At 48.4% G+C, this 17757-nt stretch carries 16 protein-coding genes; 5 read left to right on the top strand and 11 right to left on the bottom strand.

What is annotated here, in order from left to right:
• Positions 1–2: 2 nt before the first annotated feature.
• The 4 genes from MHH50_RS02635 to MHH50_RS02620 form a co-directional block, all read right to left on the bottom strand.
• Positions 3–629 (bottom strand): cytochrome (ubi)quinol oxidase subunit III, encoded by a 627-nt coding sequence (locus MHH50_RS02635; RefSeq protein ID WP_038568531.1) that lies wholly within the window; start codon positions 627–629, stop codon positions 3–5.
• Positions 626–2473, bottom strand: coding sequence for a cytochrome c oxidase subunit I (gene ctaD / locus MHH50_RS02630; RefSeq protein WP_076185229.1), 1848 nt, complete (start codon positions 2471–2473; stop codon positions 626–628). The genes MHH50_RS02635 and ctaD overlap by 4 nt, the downstream gene beginning before the upstream one ends.
• A gap of 126 nt (positions 2474–2599) precedes the next feature.
• Positions 2600–3646 (bottom strand): cytochrome c oxidase subunit II, encoded by a 1047-nt coding sequence (gene coxB, locus MHH50_RS02625; RefSeq protein WP_076124488.1) that lies wholly within the window; start codon positions 3644–3646, stop codon positions 2600–2602.
• A 403-nt stretch (positions 3647–4049) separates the two neighbouring features.
• A complete protein-coding gene (locus MHH50_RS02620) occupies positions 4050–4238 on the bottom strand; it encodes a hypothetical protein (protein ID WP_019913840.1) in 189 nt (62 codons plus the stop codon).
• Between the two features lie 469 nt (positions 4239–4707).
• Between MHH50_RS02620 and MHH50_RS02615 the strand changes: the two genes are divergently transcribed.
• The 3 genes from MHH50_RS02615 (at position 4708) to MHH50_RS02605 (ending at position 7196) form a co-directional block, all read left to right on the top strand.
• Positions 4708–5697 carry a serine hydrolase gene (locus tag MHH50_RS02615; RefSeq protein ID WP_076276043.1) on the top strand — a complete coding sequence of 330 codons (990 nt, stop codon included), beginning with the start codon at positions 4708–4710 and terminating at the stop codon, positions 5695–5697.
• Between the two features lie 93 nt (positions 5698–5790).
• Positions 5791–6129: a membrane protein gene (locus MHH50_RS02610; protein WP_036682511.1), complete on the top strand. Its 339-nt coding sequence runs from the start codon at positions 5791–5793 to the stop codon at positions 6127–6129.
• A gap of 110 nt (positions 6130–6239) precedes the next feature.
• Positions 6240–7196, top strand: a complete 957-nt coding sequence (locus tag MHH50_RS02605; RefSeq protein ID WP_340033904.1) for a diacylglycerol kinase family protein — start codon at positions 6240–6242, stop codon at positions 7194–7196.
• Positions 7197–7309: 113 nt separating this feature from the next.
• On the opposite strand, the gene MHH50_RS02600 is transcribed toward MHH50_RS02605, so the two are convergent.
• From MHH50_RS02600 to MHH50_RS02585, 4 genes are read right to left on the bottom strand one after another with little or no spacing between them, the layout of a single operon-like run.
• Positions 7310–7903, bottom strand: coding sequence for a xanthine phosphoribosyltransferase (locus MHH50_RS02600; protein ID WP_076101352.1), 594 nt, complete (start codon positions 7901–7903; stop codon positions 7310–7312).
• A 42-nt stretch (positions 7904–7945) separates the two neighbouring features.
• Complete coding sequence (locus MHH50_RS02595) at positions 7946–8248, bottom strand: hypothetical protein (RefSeq protein WP_038568522.1); 303 nt, start codon at positions 8246–8248, stop codon at positions 7946–7948.
• A 25-nt stretch (positions 8249–8273) separates the two neighbouring features.
• Complete coding sequence (locus MHH50_RS02590) at positions 8274–9092, bottom strand: TrmB family transcriptional regulator (protein ID WP_076124492.1); 819 nt, start codon at positions 9090–9092, stop codon at positions 8274–8276.
• 40 nt (positions 9093–9132) lie between these two features.
• On the bottom strand, positions 9133–9924 hold the full coding sequence (locus MHH50_RS02585) for a zinc ribbon domain-containing protein (RefSeq protein ID WP_076124493.1): 792 nt from the start codon (positions 9922–9924) through the stop codon (positions 9133–9135).
• Positions 9925–10128: 204 nt separating this feature from the next.
• Here MHH50_RS02585 and MHH50_RS02580 point away from each other — a divergent pair, with 204 nt between their 5' ends.
• On the top strand, positions 10129–10857 hold the full coding sequence (locus MHH50_RS02580) for a GTP pyrophosphokinase family protein (protein WP_076218890.1): 729 nt from the start codon (positions 10129–10131) through the stop codon (positions 10855–10857).
• A gap of 364 nt (positions 10858–11221) precedes the next feature.
• Here the strand turns inward: MHH50_RS02580 and MHH50_RS02575 are convergent, their stop codons facing one another.
• The 3 genes from MHH50_RS02575 to MHH50_RS02565 form a co-directional block, all read right to left on the bottom strand.
• A complete protein-coding gene (locus MHH50_RS02575; protein WP_340033903.1) occupies positions 11222–12373 on the bottom strand; it encodes a YCF48-related protein in 1152 nt (383 codons plus the stop codon).
• Positions 12374–12514: 141 nt separating this feature from the next.
• Positions 12515–13306: a hypothetical protein gene (locus tag MHH50_RS02570; protein WP_076124497.1), complete on the bottom strand. Its 792-nt coding sequence runs from the start codon at positions 13304–13306 to the stop codon at positions 12515–12517.
• 33 nt (positions 13307–13339) lie between these two features.
• Positions 13340–16435, bottom strand: coding sequence for a DEAD/DEAH box helicase (locus MHH50_RS02565; RefSeq protein WP_076124498.1), 3096 nt, complete (start codon positions 16433–16435; stop codon positions 13340–13342).
• 463 nt (positions 16436–16898) lie between these two features.
• Here MHH50_RS02565 and MHH50_RS02560 point away from each other — a divergent pair, with 463 nt between their 5' ends.
• A complete protein-coding gene (locus tag MHH50_RS02560) occupies positions 16899–17666 on the top strand; it encodes a TspO/MBR family protein (RefSeq protein WP_076124500.1) in 768 nt (255 codons plus the stop codon).
• Positions 17667–17757 lie beyond the last annotated feature (91 nt).

Here is a 17757-nt window from a genome sequence, read left to right as displayed (position 1 = left end):
GCCTAGCCCACCTTTCCGAGTAGGTATACAACCGTAAAGATGAAGACCCATACTACATCGATAAAATGCCAGTACATGGCTGACACATACACTTTTGGTGCAGTAACAACCGTTAACCCCTTGCGGGCGAGCTGCCCGATCAAGATGGAGATCCAAGCGATCCCGAAGGCTACGTGCGCACCATGAAATCCTACCAGTGTGTAGAATGCCGAGCTGAATGCACTTGTGGTCATTCCGAATTCTTCGTGTCTTACATATTGAGTAAACTCATAGATCTCCAAAACCAGGAAACCTAAACCTAAACCTACAGTAACTAAAAGCCAATTCCGTAGCAGTGCCGGCCGATTTCTGTGCATTGCTTGAATAGCGAATACACTCGTCAGACTGCTTACCAGCAGGATGAATGTTGCAGCGGCTACAAGCGGCAGATGAAACAGTTCATTCGCCGAAGGCCCCTCATTCGTCTGATTACGCAGTGCGAGGAAAGTAGCGAACAACGTGCCGAACAATACCGCTTCGCCGCCTAGAAACAACCAAAAGGCAAGAACCTTGTTGCGTCCTTCGAGCGTAGCTTTTTCCGGCTCGTGCGGAAAGGTATCCTTAGAAGCTTCTGCATGTGCCGTTGTCATGTCCGCTCACTTCCTTCCAGCTCTTCAGGTTCAATATGCCATCCGTGATCATCATACAGCGAACGCATCAGCATGGATCCAAATGTAATAATAAGACCGATGGCTGTAACGATATAATTATTAAACAGGAAGCTCATAAAAGCATTGCCGAATTCATCACGGCTAAACATAAAGCCAAGCCCAGCGATAAAAATTCCGACAGACATCGTAAACGGTAAAATCGTTGCCGACGGCATATGAATTGAGCCCACCGGCTCTGCTGGTGTCATGCCTTTATTCCCTGCTACTTTTTCTTTCCAGAAGGCATCAATCCCCCGAATAAGAGGTGTTTGCTTGAAGTTATATTCTGGCGGCGGTGAAGGAATGGTCCATTCCAATGTACGTCCATCCTCCCACGGATCATTGCCTGCATCCGCTGGTTTTCTGGAAGTCAGGAAGATGTTCACCAAGAAAATAATCATACCAACACCCATAAGTCCTGCACCAATGGTACTGACTAGATTTAGCAAATCAAATTGCTGATTTGGTAAATAAGTAAATACGCGGCGCTGCATCCCCATAAGCCCAAGGAAATGCTGTACAAAAAAGGTCAGATGGAATCCGATGATAAACGTCCAGAAAGTCCACTTGCCCAGCGTCTCACTCAGCATCCTTCCGAACATTTTTGGCCACCAGTAGTGCAGACCTGCGAACAGGCCAAGCACCAAACCACCTACAATAACATAGTGGAAATGCGCTACAACAAAATACGTATCATGGAACTGAAAGTCAGCAGGTGCGGACGCCAGCATCACTCCAGTTACTCCCCCCATAGTAAATGTAGGAATAAATCCTACAGCGAACAGGTTAGGGGTTGTGAAACGTACTTGCCCGCCCCACATCGTGAACAACCAGTTAAAAATTTTAATCCCGGTCGGAACCGCAATTAACATCGTTGATACGGAGAACAACGCGTTAGCTACAGGTCCAAGTCCAGTTGTGAACATGTGGTGAGCCCAAACCATAAAACCTAAGAAGGCGATCAAGATGGTTGCAAACACCATGGAGCTATATCCGAACAGTCTTTTACGCGAAAAGGTTGGGATGACCTCAGAAATAATCCCGAAGGCAGGCAGAATGAGAATATACACTTCCGGGTGACCAAATATCCAGAAGATATGCTGCCATAGCACTGGACTTCCTCCGGCTCCGACTTCGAAGAAATTGGCTCCTAGAATCCGGTCGAATGTCAGCAGTACTAAACCTACTGTTATTGCTGGAAAAGCAAACAAAATAATGGCGGAAGTAATAAATGTAGTCCAGGCGAACATCGGCATCCGCATATAGGTCATTCCCGGCGCACGCATCGTAATGATCGTGGCTAGAAAGTTAATCCCCCCGATGAGGGTCCCTAATCCGGCAATTTGCAAGCCGATCGTATAGAAGTCTACACCGTGTGTAGTGCTGTATGTACTCGTAGATAGTGGGGTGTAGGCGGTCCACCCGGCATCAGGAGCACCACCCATAACCCAGCTAAGATTCAGTAGAATCCCGCCGAACAGGAAGGTCCAGAAACCAAGTGCATTTAGAAAAGGAAAGGCTACGTCACGTGCACCGATCTGTAGCGGAATGACGGCATTCATGAGTGCGAAGATGACTGGCATGACGCCGAGGAAGATCATCGTCGTACCATGCATGGTTATGAGTTCATTAAACGTTTGTGCATCCAAAAAGTTATTCATCGGCTTGATGAGCTGCCAACGAATCAGAAGCGCTTCAATTCCCCCGATGCCAAAAAATAATCCTCCGGCCCATAGGTACAAAATCGCGATTTTTTTGTGATCGACGGTTGTTAGCCAATCCATAAGTCCTGTATGGCGCTTCACACTGTGGCCGTGCCCCAGAGGCTTGGATGAATTCAAGGTATGCGCTGCTTGAGCCAAAGTTCGTCCCCCCTTTTCGAAAGTTCCGCCCGCCTTTAGGCTAAGGCATTAGTCCAGCTTATAGTTGGCCAGATACTCTGCAATGCCATCAATCTCAGCATCACTCAGGCCCAGATCTTTGGGGTTAGGCATCAGATTGCCTGGTTTTACGGATTGCGGGTCGTGCAGCCAGGTTTTGAGATTCTCTTCAATCGGCGCACCATCTTCCCTCGTGTCGTCGTTGAGCAGAATTCCAGCAATCGATTCCCGAGAACCAATTCCGGTCAAGTTCGGCGCATTATTAATCCCTTGATCGCCTACAGCGTGGCAAGTCAGACATGCCGCTTTGAACTTCTCAGCTAAAGCAGGATCCTCTGGCAGCACAGCTACAGGTGCTTTCATCGAATCAATCCACTTTTGAAACTCTTGTTCACTAACTGATTTCACCTTAAATTCCATCAATCCATGAGAAGGTCCACATAGCTCCGCACATTTCCCACGGTAAACGCCTTCATTAGGCGCACTAAAGCTAAAGCGGTTAATCGTTCCAGCTGGGTTGGTATCAATTTTACCGGAAAGAGAAGGGACCCAGAAGGAGTGCAGCACATCTTTAGTTTCCAGTTCAAAGGCGATATCTTTGCCCACCGGAATAATCAGGTCCTGCGCTGTAGTTACCTTATAGTCGGTATACTCAAACTCCCACCAGTATTGGTGGCCGGTTACTTTAACCTTGATCGCATTCTTGTCATTGGAATGATCATCTCCAGCGGCAAACACAGCTTTAACCGTTGGCACGGCCAGTACTACAACAAGGATGAGCGGAATGACTGTCCAGAGAATCTCAAGTTTCATACTGCCCTCAACCTGCTCAGGGATTTCATTCTGACCCGGTCTTCTGCGGAAGCGGATCAGTACATAAGCTGCAATCGTAAAGACAATCAGCAACACCACGATCATAATGCTGATCGACAGCTCCATTAATCCGTAAGATCTGTCTGCTGCAGGTCCCTGTGGTCTGAGTACTGACAAGTCCTCACGACCGCACCCGGCAAGAAAGAGTCCAAACATAGCGGTCATGGGAAGGAGTCGCTTTACAGCCTGCCACGTTTTCATCATTGATCTACCCCGCTTTTCCCGATTTCGTAGATTCCTGTTTTTTTCTGTCAATTATAACAATCACTATTAATATAAGTTTAAGGGAAAGTTTTGTCAATCGTTCACAACTAGTTCACATTGTAATTTTCGACACAATAAACCCTTGTCCCATCTGGATTTTATAGCATTTTATGAAAACGCAAACAAATAAAAAATAATAAAGAAAGCGCATTCAATTTAAAAAGTGTCTATTAATTCATTTGACTATTCTATGAGGAAGACTTTTCCTTATTCGTAAATGTACATACAAAAAAAACCGATTCCAGCAACAAAAGTCGCTCGGGCACGGTTTATAAGAATCCTCGTGGATGTTATTACTCAAAATGATGTCTAAAGTTAAGCAAGTGACAAACGTATCTGTTAGCTAGGAGACGGATGAATTCATCCGTACCAACTCGTGTTCCACGACCATGGTCAGTTCTTCTTCATAGCCTCCTGTAATCCGATACTTTCGGACGTACTCCTTTACGAATTTCTTGGGATCTTTGGGCCGGAAAATGCGTGTCATTTCCCGTAGACTTTCCTTGACTTCGTTATGACCTTTACTTGCCATGATCAGTTCCCTCCCAAAACATTGAAAATGAATGCTCCGTTGTAGAGAATGCATGATGAAAAGTACGCCGTAACCTCGAATGCAAGTGAAGTATCCATTACACATACGTGGCTTGCACTATCCGTCAAAACGTGGAATCTAAAGCTAAATCTAGCCTTTGAGACACCGCCTTGCCGGTGAAGCAGGTTCGTCGTGATTTGGGCTGAGAGTAAGGACGCCTGATGAACGATAGCTCCTTGACACTTTTATTACCCGAAGAGCCACTTACTGAATCACTCCTTTCGGGCCTTATCGTTATATTGTATCATATTCCGGATTAACTTCCACCTTTCCTTGTAAAATGTACTATTTGGAAAATATTATTTTTTACAGCTGTCTTCGTAAGTCAGATCTCTCCAAACTGGTTAAAATACAATAACCTATACAGCAAGCGAAATTGTATTTATCAACAAATGAGAAGGAGATCTTTATGGCCCAGCCTGTAATTCCCCTAATGACTACCGCAACGCCAGAAGACACCGATACACGCAGGGAGGGTCTTGAACAAGCCCATCAAGCTATCCTAAAAGAATACCCCAAGATGCATAGCATGCTTATTGTGCGTCATGGAAAACTTATCTTCGAACGTTATTATAACGACCATCATGCTGGAGCATTAAATGATCTCCGTTCTGCCACCAAAAGTTTTGTCAGTGTCCTTACGGGAATCGCTATCGGCCGTGGAGAGATGCCTGATCTCCATATTTCTGTGTCCGAGGTCCTTCGCAAGCATATTCCATACCTTCACTCCCCACATCTCTCAAAAATTACACTCCGTCATCTTCTTACCATGACTTCCGGTTTTAGCTGGATCACAGGGAAGAAGCTTGGTGAACCGCTTGTTCGGAACCTCCATCGCAGCCGCCGCTGGGGTTCCTTTGGCCTTAGCTTGAACATTATTCCAGAACAAATCGGCCAGTTCCAATATCGAAGCATCGACTCACATCTAATCTCGATAATGATTAGTGAATCTACAGGTCTTGATGCATTTTCCTATGCAGCACAGCATTTATTCACTCCACTCCGAATGGCTAATACCGCTTGGTTACCTAGCCCCGAAGGACATAGCATGGGTCATATCGGTTTGCACCTAACGTCTCGGGATATGGCTAAATTCGGAATCTGCCTGCTGAATAATGGAGTGTTTGCAGAGCAGCAAATCATCCCAGAACATTGGTTGCAGGATGCACTTACCGCTCAAGCAAAGGGATATCCAGCGTTTGGTGATTACGGATATCAGTTTTGGATCGGTACGATGAGCGGGCAGCCCTACAAGCTCGCCCACGGGCATGGCGGGCAGCAGATTCTGCTCTTTCCCAATCTGGATGCTGTAGTGGTCTTTACAGCAGAGAGCAAGACAAACAACTGGAAGAACCCTCGCAGGCTGCTTGAAAAGTATGTTCTCCCTTCAATGAGCTAAACATACTTTTTCCTGACAAGTCATAGGCTTGTAAGGAAGAAGGATTCGAACAATCAAGCCCCTTCTTCTCCAAGCAGAAGGAGAGTGAGCCCATTGTCCCCTTTTAAATCATCCACCGGATTGCCCGATAATATAGCGGGCGCGTTATGTTACTTTTTCCCTTTTCTCGGCGGCGTCGTCTTTCTCGCATTGGAGAAACGCAGCCGCTTTGTGCTGTTCCATTCGCTGCAATCACTGATTACCTTCGGGGTGCTGATGATCCTCCACGTTCTAACCGGATTGGTCCCATTCCTCGGCCCCTTGATGAGTGCCCTCGTCTCTCTTTGCAGCTTTGGGGTGTGGCTGTTAATGATCTACCATGCCTTAAGTGGCAGGTGGTATAAACTTCCTTGGGCAGGTGATATCGCAGAAAGTCAGATTCGCCATCTGTAATCCCCCAAAAAGCAGCCCCTCTGATCGCTGAAAAGTATTCCCTTTTACCCATCCACTCCTTACAATGTAGAAAGGGCATCAATGGAATTCTACAGGCTGGAGGAAATCATATGTATCTATTTATCATAAACCCGCGTTCCGGCGGGGGAGCAGGCGGCCGGACCTGGCATACTGTAGAGGCGCTCATGAAGGAGCGTTCGCTGCCTTTCATGTCCTTGTTTACGCACAGCGTAGAGGGTGCAGAAGCCCTTGTTTTAAATACACTAAAGCATCGCGAGGATTGGAAAGCCGTGATTGTAATCGGCGGTGACGGCACGCTCCATAGCATTTTGGGTGCACTTTGCGGCAAAGATATCCCCATGGGCGTAATTCCTGCCGGCTCCGGCAACGACACCGCCCGGGGGTTCGGCATTCCACTTTCCATAGAAGCCGCGCTGGAGGCCGCCCTTAGCGAGCGGTATATCGAAGCAGACCTGCTTTCAGGAGCAAACGGACTGACCGTAACAGCCGTTGCCAATGGCTTTGATGCTCAAGTGGCCGAGAATGTGAATGCCAGCCGATACAAAAGGCTGTGCAATGCCATTGGAGCAGGCCAGCTCGCGTATATCATCGGCATATTGCATACGCTGATGACATTCAAGCCCTGCCGGGTAAGCGTAGTCTGCGACGGTACGGAGCACGCCTTCGAGAAGGCATGGCTGGTCTCGATCTGCAACCTGCCCAGCTACGGCGGCGGGCTTTTGATCTGCCCGCAGGCAAAGGCCGATGACGGCCAGCTTGACGTCTGCGTCGTGCATGGGTGCAGCCGCGGGCAGCTGCTGCGGTTGTTCCCCACGGTACTGAAGGGCAAGCATGTGGCGTTGCCCTTCGTGTCTATGCTGCGCGGACGTAGCGTAGCTGTGGGCTTTGCCGAGGCCCGGCCTGCGATCGGCGACGGCGAGAGCCTCGGCAAAGGGCCGCTGGCCGTTCGCTGCGAGCCGGGGGCGCTGCGGGTGCTATCGCCGCTGACGGCGGACAGCGTACAGCTGCCCGTCGACACTGCAGCGGCATGCGGCAGCAACGGGTAACCTGACCCGTGCATACCATACACACAAAAAACAGCAAGCGACTGGTTCATTACCAGTTCGCTTGCTGTTTTGTATATCCTATAGCTTTTGTTTGAGAATGCATTCCAAAAGCCTCAAACAAGAGGCTCTTCCTCGTCTTCCACGAAAGTGACTCTTCCGTCCTCCAATGAAGCAATACGCACAAGTGACTCTACGCGATATCCCGCTTCCTGCAGCAGCCGATTCCCTGGCTGGAACGCTTTTTCGATCACAATACCAATTCCAACCACACTTCCCCCCGCCTGCTCAACAATACGGGCAAGTCCGAAGGCGGCTTCACCATTCGCCAAGAAATCATCAACAATCAGTACCCGTTCTCCGGGAGCAATGAATTTCTTCGAAACGGTAATTTCATTCGTTTCTTTCTTCGTGAAGGAGTAGACCTTCTCCACGTAAATGTCTTCTGTCAGCGTCAGCGATTTCTGCTTACGGGCAAAAATCAGCGGAACCTCCAGCTCTAATGCTGTCATAATCCCCGGAGCAATCCCCGAGGATTCTATAGTCAGCACCTTCGTAATTTCTTCGCCAGCGAACCGGCGGATAAACTCACGGCCAACCTCACGCATCAGGAAGGGGTCCATCTGATGATTCAGAAAAGAATCCACCTTGAGCACTCCTTGCCCGAGTACAATACCTTCTTTCAACACTTTTTGTCTCAACAGCTCCATAGTGCTCCTCCTTCTCCCATCATTGAATCCATTCTCCCCACATTACAGACCTGTCGGCTTCTGAGGCAATAAATTTCCAACGATCGATTTTAAATTATGATCATCCTTGCTCTTTTCCTGACCGTTATCATAACCCGTAATTCGAATCTCCAAGAAATCCCCCGGATTTACCGGTTTAAAAATCAATTTTTCGCGGTCTTCCAGTCTCACGTTAAAATTCATATCCTTAAACATTTCGACTAATTCTGCTTCTCCAGGAGATGCTCCCTTATCCAGAAACAACAGTCCACGCAATTTCTTAGGACCATCATTGTGCACCACTTCAAAATGGACGATACATTCCATGCTTCTCACCTCCCTATGATAATAACTACTGCGCCTGTTCTTCCCCATCATCGCCTTGATCATACATAACATATTTGCTATGAATTTTGCTGTAACGTTCTCCATAACGCTCTACTAATTCTGCGCCCATATCCTGCTCCAGCTCGAACAAGACCATTTCCTGTGTAAAATGATTCAACAGCAGCTCCACTAACACCGGGTGCTCTGTTACCACTGCTTGCGCGGATCCATCATCATAACGCATCCCCAGCATACACCAGCTCCGGTCAATCACAAATGAGAACTTCCGTCCATCCGCCCGCTGCGAATTTTTTCCGAATGACGGCCATACCGGGTAAGAGGCAGCAGCAGCATTGCCACCGTCAAAAGCCCATAAAAGCCTAACGCCACGCAGTTCGGCCTGTTCAAGTTCGCTCCGCAGAAGCGACGCTTCCTCGCGCCACATATCCACTACAATCTCCTGCTCTGCCATGTTAAGCTGGCGAATCAGCGCCCCCATTACATTGCGGTCGCCCTCTACATTATAAAAAGAAGGACTAACAGGCCCCCCGCGAGGCATCTCGCTTTCCATATAAGCCAGCGAAGCTTGAACTCTTCCCGAGATCATCGTCGCCAGCTCCTCCGGATTAAGAACACTATACCGCGCAGGCTCTCCTTCACCACATCGTACATATCCCTGCTGTGTTAGGCGCTGAAGCGCCGCATACACATTTGATCTTGAAACTCCGAGCTGTTTGGCAACCTCATAGCCAGAAGCCTGACCTTTAGTCGCAAGCTCGACCATGATTTTGGACTCCATCTCCGTGAAGCCCAGATTGCGCAGATGCAGCAGCAGCTGTTCCATCTTGTTGTCCCCCTAAGCCCTAAGCTGACTGATATCTGTACTATATTTGCTCCGATCCACAACGTGGGCACCATAAGGAGCCCTTTGGCAATTCATTCCGACAGATTTGACACTTAATCATATCACGAACACCACTGTCCTGGGTGACTGCGGTCTCCTCCTGATGTTCATTCGCGTTCCAATCGCGGATGCGACGATCCAGCTCAAGCTGTCTTTGTCTTTCCCGTTCCAGCTGATCAGCATGTCTGCGATCCCGTTCAATGTCATGTTCGTTCGCCGCATATTCCTCCAATGGCAGCTCATCATCCTCTGAAGGCAGGATCTCAGAATACACCACACTTTGCGGATGGAGCTTCATTGCAATCTCCTTCTCTTCATCCGTTAGCTCATCCGCACCATAGTATTGATCCTCATCCTCTTCGTCCTCATCCACAGTTTTGACGAATACCGGCGGTGACGGAATCTTTCTTGATGTGGTTAGCTCCTCCAGCTTACTTCCACACTTTGGACAAAAATTTGCATCGAGCGCCACAACATTGCCACAAGAACATAACCGTTCATTTTTCAGTTCAGCAATTCTTGCGCGTTGGACTTCAATTTTTTCCTGAAGCTTGGAACAGGTCCGTGCCAGTTCTACCATTTTGCCTTCAGCTACAGACATATCCTTAGAGCGATACCCTTCATAAAAAAGCCTGCCCATTTTCGTGAATTCCACTTCCATCTCACGTTCAATATCGGAAATAAGCCCGTTCAGCTTGCCGATCTCAACAGAGCTTTGTGCTTTTTCGGTAACCCGGCTCGCACTATCTTTGATTCGTTTCATAAAACTCATTACAGTTCCTCCCTCTCCAGCGATACGTGTTTCTATCATACCAAATGTATCGAACAGATTCATTAATGTGCTTTAATACGCGATTTAGCGGAGAATGTTCCTATAAATTCTTATTTTCCCTGATTTCAGACGTTATTTTGCGTCAGGGGTTCTACATCGGTTAAAATAGAATTAATCACAAATAACGAAATTGGGAGAGTTTCAGTGGAAGAACATGACAGCACACAGCTTACGCTAAAACAGATGCAGGTACACGTTAAGGATCTGCAACATTGGCAGGATAACGAGGATTTCACAAATCTTATCAATGAGTTCAAGTCTCTGCCAGCACTCTATCGCCATGCACTAAACGATCTTGAGAATAAAATCGATGTGATCAAAACGGAATGGCAGGTCCGTGACGGCTTCAGTCCCATCGAGCATGTTAAATGCCGAATTAAAGAACCCAAGAGCATCCTTCAAAAGATGGAGCGCAAAGGTTTCGAGTTCAACTTGGAAAATATGGAGCAGCACATTCACGATATTGCAGGTATGCGGATTGTATGTGCTTTTGTTAAAGATATTTACCGTCTGGTTGATCACCTCAGCACACGCGAAGACATTCGCGTATTGGAGATCAAAGATTATATAGCCCATCCCAAGCCGAATGGGTATCAAAGCCTGCATCTTATCGTCGCAATTCCGCTCGTCCTGCTGGAAGGAACACGCTGGGTCAAAGCCGAAATACAGCTGCGAACCCTAGCCATGGACTTCTGGGCAAGTATGGAACATATTCTGTATTATAAATTCGATAAGCAGCTTCCTTCGCATGTTGCGGAGGAATTGAAGGATGCCGCACGCGCCGCCGATGAACTGGATCAAAAAATGCTGCGCCTACGCCGCGAGATTCTGGAACTTGCAGAAGGGGAATCCCCTGCCGGCGGGCAGGTTTAAGCTTTCATATTTCTACATTTCTCAAAAATTAAGGGGATGTCTCATAAGCCATGACAATGGCTGCTGGGCCACCCCCTTCTTTTTAATCGATTAGGCCGTTTGATCATTACCCTTCGCCGCCGAAGCAAGGTGCTATCGGACACAGCCGATCTTATTCGCAAAATAATCCTCCATTTTGCATACTAACGGACCCCAAAGTCGCTAACGGCATAAAAAACACCCGATCTGCGCCCTACTATATGAAATAGCTGCACTGGAGTCCGAAAACATACTGGATAGGCGATAAATGTGTGAATAACGCCTCCTGAGTCCCTAAGCCTCAACCAACGGCTAATCATGACCCGGCGTTCCGCTGTATTCAGCCTCAAGGCTTACTAACCAAAGGCTTCCATGTAACGCCGCCATCTGTAGTGGTCTGTAGAAATCCTGGACCCGCCAACCAGCCGTTTTCCGGCGTAACGAACTGAATGTTTTCTGCCTTCGCGAATAGCTGTGATGTCGCAATCAACCTCCAGCTTACACCCCCGTTGACAGTCGCCACCAGTTTGCCGCCCTCCTGCAAAGCCCAACCTTCACGAGCGTTCAGCCATGTTGTTCTCGCTGCCTCAGTACCGAGCAATTGAGGGCCAAGCTTCCATGTCCTGCCTCCGTTATCACTTGTGTAAAACACCATACTTCGAATCCCATCGTCAACAATCTCCAGCGGCAGGATGCCTTTCATATTGTCTTTGCCTGAGAATTTAGGCGGATAACTATTACTGTAAGTAAAGGCTGCCAGAGCAGCTGGCTTCTTTAATTGCTCCGGCTTCCAGCTCTTCCCGCCATCCGTAGTTCTGAACGTTAAAATGTATTCTTGCCCATGGTTGCTGGAGGTGATCCAGCCATTCTGGGAATCCTGAAAGGTTATCCCTGTTGGATAGGCTTTAATACTCCCCGTTAGATTTCCGATTCGCTTCCAGCTGTTCCCGCCATCAGCCGTGCGATACAAGGATTTCTCCATCATCCCGAGACCAGGTTCTGAATCCAGCAGCACATACCCGTTATTCACATCGATAAAATGAATAAATCCGCCACTGTATCCTTGCTCCCAATCCTCCGTGACGGGAAGTTTTGTCTCCTTCCAGGTCTGGCCCTGATCAGAGGTATGATAGATCTGAATAGGTTGACCCATACCATGACTACTAATAATCCAGCCATTTGTGGCATTCAGGAAAAAGCTTGCTGCGGCAAAGATGCCTGTTTCTTGTGGAATAGGAACGATATTGCTGTCCGGATGGTACCAACTACTTCCTCCATCGTTCGTAGTCCATAATCCAGTCTCGTCTATTCCCCATCCATGCTTTATGTCATTCATGCTAAATTTAGCAGGATACCCCTGCAAAGAATTCATATTCGTCTTCAGCTCAGCGGTATTTGTCCCCATACTCGAATCTAAACCAAGATTATCGTTTACCATGTAGGATTGCAGAAATAACCCAGCAATGATTATCGGGGCAAAAACGGCATATAGTCTCAAATGAAACCCTCCTTTTTCCATTTCCTTCTATTCTATAATCATAGACAGAGTTTAATAGTAAAAGGTTACAGAAGCTTTACACAAAGAAGAAGCCGCCTCCTCAGATAGGAAGCGGCTTCTCTAAACTCCACTGCTGTTTAACTACGCCTTACTTGCACGACGGGCAGCAGCTTCTGCTACTCGATTCATAATCAAAGTTAGGCCTTCTAGAGCCTTAGGTGTCTGAGGCAGCAAAGCTCCCCAGTCTTCCGTTACCGCTGCTACTACCGGCGATGAGGGAAATGGCCTAGCCGTAATCTCATGGAACTGCGGTCCCGGCTGGTGAAGCGAACCTTCAGCAGCCGCTTCTGCAAGCCATTCCCCAGAAGAAATTGCGGGGCCCTTGCGCTCTAGCCGTGCTAATTCTGTTGCAAGCTCACTAGCTGGGGCTGCCTCTGTCTCAGAATCATCGGCAGCTATATCAGTTTCAGCCCAAAGGGCAAATATTCCATCCAGGAGTTCTCCCTTAGTAAATCCTCTCAGAGAAAGCGCCAGCAGCGGCTCTTCAGCAAGTCGTTCTTTTATAAGCTGCAGAGTCTCCGCCTGGTTCTCTAACCCTTCCCCCTCAAAGAGGGCTTGCTCCAGCTCAGTATCTGTAGGCAGAAGCTCCAGTTCCGCCAGCCCACCCGTCAATCTCCCTTGCAGCAAAGCAAATACCTCATCCGGACTTAGCGCCAGACGCCGCAATATTTCTTTTCTACGGGCAGCATGCCATACTGGAACCTTCAGAGAGAGAGGTTGCTCCGTTCTTTGTCCCTGAGGAACAGCAGAAGTACCGACATTCCATTCACCTTTTGCCCGCGACCCTCCCGTCACTTTCCCGGGCGAAGCCGTCCATGCTGCTTTTACTAATCCAGGCACAACTTCCAGCCGCATCTCTAACAGTTCACTCATTGTTCGATCCCTCCGTATTGCTCATGTCTTTCTTTACATCCAATCCTGATCCTGCAGTTCAATAAGCTCCTTCAGTTCATGATTAGACATCTCGGTCAACCATGTTTCACCAGAACCAACAACCTGCTCCGAAAGGCTTTTCTTCCGCTCAATTAATTCGTCAATACGTTCCTCCAGCGTTCCTTGGCAAATCAGCTTATGAACTTGTACGTTCTTATCCTGCCCAATTCGGAAAGCCCGGTCTGTCGCCTGATTCTCCACTGCCGGATTCCACCAGCGATCGTAATGAATAACATGATTGGCCCGGGTTAGGTTCAAACCTACTCCGCCCGCTTTAAGAGATAACACGAAGAAGGCTGGCCCCTTGCCCTCTTGAAAATCATGCACCATCTCGTCCCGCTCCCGTTTTGGAATCCCCCCATGAAGGAACAGCGGCGATGTACCATAACGCTTAGTAAGCTTGCTCACCAGCAGCTCCCCCATCGCTACGTATTGCGTAAAGATCAACACAGATTCGCCAACTTCAGCGACACTGTCCAGCACCTCGAACATAACCTCCATTTTACCGGAATGTTCATTGCGTGGACTCCGTCCTTCTTCTTTCCGGAATAGCTGAGGATGATCGCAAATCTGCTTCAGCTTCGTCAGAGAGGATAACACCAGTCCACGGCGGGCCATACCACTGCTCTCCCCGATCACACCGAGCATTTCATCCACGACACCCTGATACAGGGCAGCTTGGGTCTCGGTCAGAGGGCAATAAGACTTCAGCTCCAGCTTCTCCGGTAAATCCTTAGAAATATCCGGGTCACTCTTCAGACGCCGCAACAGGAAGGGGGATACCAAGCGATGCAGCTCCCGCAGACGTTCCCCACCTTCACCAGACACATAACGCTGCCGGAAGGAATGATAGGTTCCTAAATAGCCCGGGTTTAAAAAGTGGAAAATAGACCATAACTCGCCAAGTCTGTTCTCTACCGGAGTACCTGTCATAGCTATGCGATGCGGCGCTGATAACTTCATCACACTCTGCGCCTGCTTCGTACGGTGATTTTTAATATATTGAGCTTCATCCAGCACCACTGTTGACCACTGAACATTGGCTAAATCCTCACTGTCACGGCCTGCCAAATGATAGGTCGTCAGTACGATATCATGACTCGTTGCCAGTTCTAAGAAGCTATCTCCCCGAACACGGCGTCCACCATGATGTATGTGTACATTAAGCGAAGGTGCAAAGCGCTGCAGCTCCCGCTGCCAGTTGCCAAGAAGCGAAGTTGGGCAGAGAATCAGCACAGGCTCCTGCTTCTCTTCAGGGGGAGCACTTAACGCCCGGTCCAGCAGGCAAGTGATAACCTGCACCGTTTTACCTAGACCCATATCATCGGCGAGGCATACCCCAAAACCCAGACCACTGAGCTCGGCCAGCCATTGATAACCCCGCTCCTGATAAGGTCTTAAAGTTCCATGCAGACCTTCAGGTACGGGACGCACCGGAAGATTACGTAATACATCTCCGCGCATAAGTGATGCCAACAGCCCGGATGTCTCCATCCCAGTGACGGACATTCCTTTCCAGAGCCGATCTTCACCATCCTCGGCTTCTAGACGCATCCAATCCGCGGCAGTCATTTCTCCGTTTTCATGGCGTTTCATATATCTAAGAACCTGGCGGATTTCTTTAGGATCTATCTCGATCCATTCCCCGCGGAAACGTACAAAAGGTACACCGGCCTCTACTAATGCATTTAATTCTTCCTCACTAATCGTACTATCTCCAAGCGAGGCCTCAATACGGAACGAGATCAGCTCTTCCATACCCAGAGCTGCGGGCGCAGGGCTATCGCCCCCGTTCACGCCCGGCTGCATTTTCATCTTCATGCCAATGCGGCGGCGTCCCTCACGGCTCCAGCGCGAAGGCATCTGCACCGTTATTCCCCGATCGCGCAGCTGCTGCACCGTCTCCTTCAAAAAGAAATAAAGACGCTCCGGTTCCAAATCCGCCCCCGTAGGCGCAGGCTTAGCAAGAGCGCGCTGAATATCCGGCGATATCTTCGCAGCCCGGCCCAGCGCTATAAGCAGCTGCTGCTGGATATTGCGATAGCGTTTACCCCATAACGTAAACTCTCGTTCTTTACTACTCCAGATCGATTTGGCGGGAAACCAGAATTCCCCTTCTTCCTTATTCTCCGCCCAGAAGGTTAACCGCCAGACTTCATTATTGTTTTCATTGTCTTCTGGCGGCTCCAGCCGTAGCCCAAGACCCAGCTGCCCGCTCCGTGCTTCCTCTGGCTCTGAATGTGGCACATCGCTGCCAGCGGTCTCGTTCACAGTGACCAAAAGGTCTGTCACCTCAGCTGGAGTTCCTTGCACGGGTATATCTCGGCTTCCCGTGAGAAGGCTATTCCACCACAGTTCAGTTAAAGGGGAATAACCCCGGCGATAATTCGCTTTATAAGGGATTAACTCACTTTCAATGCCCGCAATTACTTTTTTTATCTCAGCAGTCATTACAGCCTGCATAAAGGAGTAAAGCACATATGCTCCAGCCTCATCACGAGAGGATAAATCCCCTGCCTCTGCGATATGCGTTCCTAGTGCAAGAACAGGCATGGATGCTGCCAGCTGCAGAAAGATCTCTTTGTCCTCCTGCTTTCGGAAAGCTGGCGACCAGCAGACCGTCGCCGCCTGTTCGCCGCCGCGGCGACGTGAGCCCACAGGGCGTGGTGGCAAGGCCCCCGGCGTAATCCCGCCCGTACCCATCAGCTCCAGCGCAAAACGTGCCGCTGCCGCCCAGTAACGCAGTTCGCCGCCTGGCTCCACTCCCTGATCTCGGCATAACGTCTCATCCCATGCCAGAAGCAGTTGAAATGCATCGCTAGGAACCAAGGCGAGCCCTTCGAACGTTCGTCCGGGCAATCCGCGCCGGGCTGGCTTCCCCTCTACAGGGGGAGCCGGATATTTCACTTCTGCCAGACGCAGAGCAGCAGTTGCAAAAGGACGCACTCCTCCCTGTAGCTCCATCCGCTTCACTACGCGAGTCCAAGCGTCAACCTTCGGCTCCGAAGTTTCGCCAGAGAAGCAAAATAAAACGTCCCCTAACCATATTGCATACAGATGCTTAGTCATCGGTGATCTCCTGTCTTTTAAGCAAGCAAAAAAAGAACCAGCCCCCCACCATCAGGAAGGGTAACTGCAACCTTTTCCGCGAGAAATAAATTTTGAAGCTATACAAGTAGAAGTCGCTTCTTCCTCTTTTAGAGAGGGAATGCGGTCCTGCGGTAAATATAAGGATAAAGAACTAGGACAAAACTTATATTTTCTTGAATCTTCATCTCTTCATCTTATACGAAAAAGCGCTGATTTAAAAACATTTCTGCATATTTTCTGTAGATTTTTATGAAATAAAGTTGAAGGATATAGAAACACCCAGTAATTTGATTCATTTAAAATACCCCGCACTACTGCCCTGCTATCCAAGAATGTTATGACTCACTAGTCACTTCTTTTCTTTTTATAGTCTTAATTAGGCCAAAAAGGGGTATATTCTAAATAAGCAACACCCTATTAAAAAAGCTAGGGAGTGAATTATTTGAGACGTTATAATCCTTATAAATGGTGGAACCTCGTATTCTTTGTGGGTGTAATTATCGTAAATGTGCTGGCGGTAACCTTGCCTTTGGGCGGAAACAGTACAGGAGAAATCTCTGACAAATATAAGACTTACATGACTCCTGCTGGCTACGCGTTCTCCATTTGGTCGCTGATCTACCTCTTGTTAGCCGGTTTCGTTATTTATCAATTCCGCTCCTATACAAGTTCTAGGGATTCTGTACGAGCTATTTCGTTCTGGTTTATCCTGAGCTGTGTTTTTAATATGAGCTGGCTTTTCCTCTGGCAGTATCTATACATCGAGCTTTCTTTGATTGCCATGGTGTTAATGTTAATTTCCATCATTGTTATCTATCGCCGAACGCGCCAGATCGCAAATCCTACTTCAGGTGAGAAATGGCTGATCAAGCTACCCTTTAGTATATACCTTGGCTGGATCTCTGTGGCGACTATCGTGAATGTTAGCGTTGTTCTGGAGAAAAATCATTGGGATGGGTTTGGACTTAGCGGGATAACCTGGGCCGTGATCATGCTCTGCGTGGGGACACTGCTTGCGGTGTTAGTCAGCTACCCTAACCGAGACAGCATCTATCCTCTGGTCTTCGTATGGGCTTTCATCGCGATCGCCTTGGAACATAGAGAAGCTAATGCAGTCTTTGTAACGGGCACAGTAACGGCAGGTCTTCTGCTGCTCTACAGCATTTGGCTATTGCTCACACCACGCCGCAGAAGATACAGCAGATACTGATTGTCCTCTTGATAATATAAAAAGGCAGGCTAAGAAGGTGATCCTCCTTAACCCGCCTTTTTTTGTAGAATAATCTAGAAGTGCGAAATCA

The sequence above is a fragment of the Paenibacillus sp. FSL H3-0302 genome, assembly GCF_037982245.1.
Taxonomy (GTDB): Bacteria; Bacillota; Bacilli; order Paenibacillales; family Paenibacillaceae; genus Paenibacillus_AQ; species Paenibacillus_AQ odorifer.
The sequence above is the reverse complement of the archived record's forward strand: the minus strand, read 5'-3'. Positions and strand labels throughout refer to the sequence as shown.

Excerpts from the sequence above, each read along its gene's own strand:
- MHH50_RS02635 (WP_038568531.1), bottom strand. The coding sequence starts at position 629 with ATGACAACGGCACATGCAGAAGCTTCTAAGGATACCTTTCCGCACGAG.
- ctaD (WP_076185229.1), bottom strand. The coding sequence starts at position 2,473 with ATGGATTGGCTAACAACCGTCGATCACAAAAAAATCGCGATTTTGTAC.
- coxB (WP_076124488.1), bottom strand. The coding sequence starts at position 3,646 with ATGATGAAAACGTGGCAGGCTGTAAAGCGACTCCTTCCCATGACCGCT.
- MHH50_RS02620 (WP_019913840.1), bottom strand. The coding sequence starts at position 4,238 with ATGGCAAGTAAAGGTCATAACGAAGTCAAGGAAAGTCTACGGGAAATG.
- MHH50_RS02615 (WP_076276043.1), top strand. The coding sequence starts at position 4,708 with ATGGCCCAGCCTGTAATTCCCCTAATGACTACCGCAACGCCAGAAGAC.
- MHH50_RS02605 (WP_340033904.1), top strand. The coding sequence starts at position 6,240 with ATGTATCTATTTATCATAAACCCGCGTTCCGGCGGGGGAGCAGGCGGC.
- MHH50_RS02600 (WP_076101352.1), bottom strand. The coding sequence starts at position 7,903 with ATGGAGCTGTTGAGACAAAAAGTGTTGAAAGAAGGTATTGTACTCGGG.
- MHH50_RS02595 (WP_038568522.1), bottom strand. The coding sequence starts at position 8,248 with ATGGAATGTATCGTCCATTTTGAAGTGGTGCACAATGATGGTCCTAAG.
- MHH50_RS02590 (WP_076124492.1), bottom strand. The coding sequence starts at position 9,092 with ATGGAACAGCTGCTGCTGCATCTGCGCAATCTGGGCTTCACGGAGATG.
- MHH50_RS02585 (WP_076124493.1), bottom strand. The coding sequence starts at position 9,924 with ATGAGTTTTATGAAACGAATCAAAGATAGTGCGAGCCGGGTTACCGAA.
- MHH50_RS02570 (WP_076124497.1), bottom strand. The coding sequence starts at position 13,306 with ATGAGTGAACTGTTAGAGATGCGGCTGGAAGTTGTGCCTGGATTAGTA.
- MHH50_RS02565 (WP_076124498.1), bottom strand. The coding sequence starts at position 16,435 with ATGACTAAGCATCTGTATGCAATATGGTTAGGGGACGTTTTATTTTGC.